This window comes from bacterium, assembly GCA_026398675.1.
Lineage (GTDB): Bacteria > RBG-13-66-14 > RBG-13-66-14 > RBG-13-66-14 > RBG-13-66-14 > RBG-13-66-14.
Genome location: JAPLSK010000210.1, coordinates 1 through 3,221, shown reverse-complemented (window position 1 = coordinate 3,221; position 3,221 = coordinate 1). Strand labels below are relative to the sequence as shown.

General features: G+C 54.9%; 4 protein-coding genes. All 4 read left to right on the top strand.

The window, feature by feature from the left end:
• Nucleotides 1-544, top strand: a 544-nt coding sequence (locus tag NTW26_07025; protein MCX7022009.1) for a nucleotide exchange factor GrpE, incomplete at its 5' end; no start/stop codon positions are given.
• Between the two features lie 2 nt (nt 545-546).
• Nucleotides 547-1,407: a hypothetical protein gene (locus NTW26_07020; protein ID MCX7022008.1), complete on the top strand. Its 861-nt coding sequence runs from the start codon at nt 547-549 to the stop codon at nt 1,405-1,407.
• Nucleotides 1,408-1,426: 19 nt separating this feature from the next.
• The gene (locus NTW26_07015) at nt 1,427-2,515 is read left to right on the top strand and encodes a J domain-containing protein (GenBank protein MCX7022007.1); all 1,089 of its coding nucleotides are present in this window, start codon (nt 1,427-1,429) and stop codon (nt 2,513-2,515) included.
• A gap of 88 nt (nt 2,516-2,603) precedes the next feature.
• The coding region (locus tag NTW26_07010) for a hypothetical protein (GenBank protein MCX7022006.1) at nt 2,604-3,221 on the top strand (618 nt) is incomplete at its 3' end.

Sequence of the window (3,221 nt, the reverse complement as noted above, 5' to 3'; positions counted from 1 at the left end):
GCCGGCGGAAGACGGGGAACCGTCCGCCCCGGAGCGCGACGCGGAAGTTCCGGTGACCGGGAAACCGGAACCGGCGCCGCCTACGCCCGAGGAGGAGCTGGCGGAACTCCGGGACCGCTACCTCCGCCTGGCCGCCGATTTCGACAATTTTCGCAAGCGCCAGCTCGCCCAGGGTCGGCTCGTGCGCGCCGAGGCGTACCGGACGCTCCTGGCGAGCATCCTGCCGGCGGTAGACGACCTGCACCTCGCCGCCGCCCACGACACCGCCGACGAGGCTTACCGCGCCGGGATTCTGCGGGTCATCGAGAAGCTGGACGCCGCCCTCGCCGCCGTGGGGGTGGAGCGGATGGACCCCCTGGGTCAGCCCTTCGATCCCCGCTTCCACGAGTGCCTGGCGGTCCAGCCCGCGCCCGAAGCCGAGCCCGGCACCGTCATCGGCGTCCACGCCTACGGCTACCTGTGGGGGGACGTCGTCCTGCGCCCGGCGCAGGTGATAGTCGCGCAGCCTCCGCCTGACGACGATATTAATGAGCAAGAGGAGTGAAGATGCTTTTTTCCGAGAGAAAGGGTTACAAGCCAGTTAGAGCTGCCCTTCAAAAAGAATCAATGGATGATGCATTAAGAACAGAATTATGGAATGTATATTATGAACAATTCATATCCGGATCCACAACAGGAATAGATAAAGACTCATTCTATAAAAGTTATTGGCGCCACTTTTTTAAAAAAATGGTTGACACAATCCCATACAAAGATTTTTTCGAATACGTTGACAGCAGACAATACTATTCTCCTTTTATCAAATATATGCATGATTTTATAAAAAAATGCGAATGGCACGAAGTATATAGTTTTATAGAGTATGCATTGTCGTTATTAACTAAAAGAAATTTATCTACTTTTAAAAGAAAATGTAATGATGTCATGCAAATGGAAATGTCAGCTTATCGAATAGTCGGCAATCAAGTCGTTGAAATTACATCTGAAGAGGAAATTGCGTGCATCGAAGAATGCTTGGATAATACCGACAGTCTGACAGGCATTAACACACATATACAATCTGCTCTTGGATTTCTTTCGGACCGCAATAATCCTGATTTTCGCAACTCAATCAAAGAGTCCATCAGTGCAGTCGAAGCTCTTGCACAGCAATTAACAAGCAATCCAAAGGCTACACTGGGCTCCGCTCTAAAAGTAATAGAGAAAAGCAAGCAAATACACCCAGCACTAAAGGCAAGTCTATCTTCGTTGTATGGCTATACATCTGATGAAGGTGGAATACGTCACGCTATGCTTGAGGATCCCAACCTCACGTTCAATGACGCCAAGTTCATGCTGGTGGCCTGTACGGCCTTCATCAACTACCTGATTGGCAAGGCCGCGGAACAAGGAATCAGCTTGAGTTAACTGGTACTAGAAACTAACGATGGCTAAGGATTACTACCAGATTCTGGGCGTGCCGGAAAACGCCAACGAGGCCGACATCAAGCGCGCCTACCGCGAGCTGGCCAAGAAGTACCACCCCGACCGCAACAGCGGGAACGCCGACGCGGAGCGCCGGTTCAAGGAGGTGGGCGAGGCCTACTCCGTCCTCTCCGACAAAACGAAGCGGGAGCAGTACGACACCATCCGGCGCTACGGCGGCTCCTACGACCCGCGTATGGGCGGCCAACCCGGCGCCGGGGGCTTCGGCGGGCGGGGCGTCAACCCGGGCGACCTCTTCGGCGGGGGCGGCATCGGCGACCTCTTCGAGCAGTTCTTCGGCGGCGCAGCGCGCGGACGAGCCCGCTCCACCCGCCGGGCCGGCGAGGACATCACCCTCACCATCGGCGTGGACTTCCTCACCGTGGCCCTGGGTGGGAAGGTCAAGCTCCGCGTCCCCGCCTCGGGCGTCTGCCCCGTGTGCAAGGGCTCGGGCGGCAAGCCGGGGACGAATTACGCGAACTGCGACGAGTGCGGCGGCACCGGCCACGTAACCAAGTCCCAGGGCGGGTTCGCGTTGAGTCAGACCTGCCCCCACTGCCTCGGCCGCGGGGTGATTCCGGGGGAGACCTGCTCCGCCTGTTACGGCACCGGCCGCGCCCAGGGGGACACCACCCTCGCGGTGACGGTGCCCGCCGGCATCTCCGAGGACCAGAAGATACGCATCCCGGGCCGCGGCGAGCCCGGCGTCAACGGCGGCGCGCCCGGCGACCTCTACGTCAGGGTCCGCGCCAACCCCCACCCCCGCTTCCGCCGCGAGGGCTGCGACGTCTACACCGAGGAGGAGATACCGCTGGCCACCGCCATCCTCGGCGGCGAGGTCTGCACCCAGACCATCCACGGCGAGGTCTGCGCCAAGGTGCCGTCGGGGACCCAGCCCGGCACCAAGCTCCGCCTCAAGCGCAAGGGCATCCACGCCGAGAAGAGCGGCCGCGACGGCGACCACTTCATCGTCCTCAAGATCGCCATCCCCAAGAAGCTCACCAAAAGGCAGCGCGAGCTGATCGAGGAGTTCGGTAAAGCCGGCGGCTAGGCCCGCCGGGGTTGACACGCCACCGGCCCTCTGGCAAAATACGACCGCTTAAGTTTTTTTAAAAATATCAAAATGGAGGGAAGCATACATGGCTAAGAAAAGCACCAAGGCTGTTAAAAGCACCAAAACTGCTATTAAAGAAAAGGCATTACAATTACTTGAGAAGCATCAAGAGGGTCTTAGATATTCTGAACTTGTCAAGATGATTAGTGAAGGCAATGCTTCTCTGAAAATTAATACAATTAGAGGAAACATATGGAAGTTAGATCAATCTAACGAAGTTTATAAACCGATAAAAGGACTGTTCCGTTTAATAAAGTTCAAACCCACTGAAGAAGAACTGTCTGAACCCACCGAAGAGGATACACAGCCGATTGGTCCTGAGGATACTGATACAAAAGAGGTTAAAGAGGAGGATTTCTATGAACCATTCGCTGATTGGCTTACAAAAGAAATTGAAGACACGACAAAAGCAATTTCATTGGGCGGTAATGTTCTAAAGGATAAATGGGGAACTCCTGATGTTATTGGCATTTTTGAATATAAGGATAGGGCTATAATCAAACCAACTGCCGAAGTCGTGACGGCTGAAATCAAACTTGATTCCTCGCAGTTGATTACTGCTTTTGGACAAGCTTGCGCCTACAAGCTATTTAGTCATAAAGTATATCTAGTTGTCCCAAAACAATCGAAAAAAGAGGATATT

Bases quoted from the DNA above. Each gene is read 5' to 3' on its own strand.
- NTW26_07020 (MCX7022008.1), top strand. From the start codon at position 547: ATGCTTTTTTCCGAGAGAAAGGGTTACAAGCCAGTTAGAGCTGCCCTT.
- NTW26_07015 (MCX7022007.1), top strand. From the start codon at position 1,427: ATGGCTAAGGATTACTACCAGATTCTGGGCGTGCCGGAAAACGCCAAC.